This window comes from Synechococcus sp. R70.1 (assembly GCF_047461675.1).
Taxonomy (GTDB): Bacteria; Cyanobacteriota; Cyanobacteriia; order Thermostichales; family Thermostichaceae; genus Thermostichus.
On the sequence record NZ_JANSHR010000107.1, the window covers coordinates 1 to 536 of the forward strand.

Annotated in this window: 2 protein-coding genes; both read right to left on the reverse strand. The window is 58.6% G+C overall.

The window, feature by feature from the left end:
• Nucleotides 1-176, reverse strand: a 176-nt coding sequence (locus NW807_RS10500; protein WP_414426071.1) for a carbamoyl-phosphate synthase domain-containing protein, incomplete at its 3' end; no start/stop codon positions are given.
• 73 nt (nucleotides 177-249) lie between these two features.
• Nucleotides 250-536: hypothetical protein (locus tag NW807_RS10505; RefSeq protein WP_414426070.1), on the reverse strand; the 287-nt coding region annotated here is incomplete at its 5' end.

The following is a 536-nucleotide window of genomic DNA, read 5'->3' on the forward strand; positions in this document are numbered from 1 at the left end:
TCCTGGTAGCCGGTCATGCCCGTGTTGAACACCACCTCGCCCACCGCCGTGCCCGGCGCCCCAAAAGACCAACCGGCAAAGGAAGTGCCATCCGCCAGCACCAGCAAAGCAGGCTGACGAGATTGCCAGGGGAAGGCTTTTTGTGGAGCTTCAAGAGTTGGGGAAGAGGTAAGCATAGCCAATGACCTACGGCAGCTTAGGACAGGAGCCTGGCAACCTTTCAGCCACGGCCTGACCATCCTACCCCAGCTATCCTTCCTCTGGCTCGCTGGTTACTCCTTCCTCTGGCTCGCTGGTTACATTGCCACACTCCGGATTTTTGTCCTTGCGAAGAGTGCCGATCAAAGTGCTCACCACCACGCAGCGGTTTTCGCCCTGGGAGTAGGCGCTGCTGACGACAAAGCGTCCTAGCTGACGCGCTCGCCCTTCCGAGTCGAAAACAGCTCTGCCATCAGGGAAGTTGTTGCGTACCGTTACAAAGTTATTCAGGCGCACCCGCTGACAGGGAGTAGGCTCATCGCAACGGCCTTCCTCGT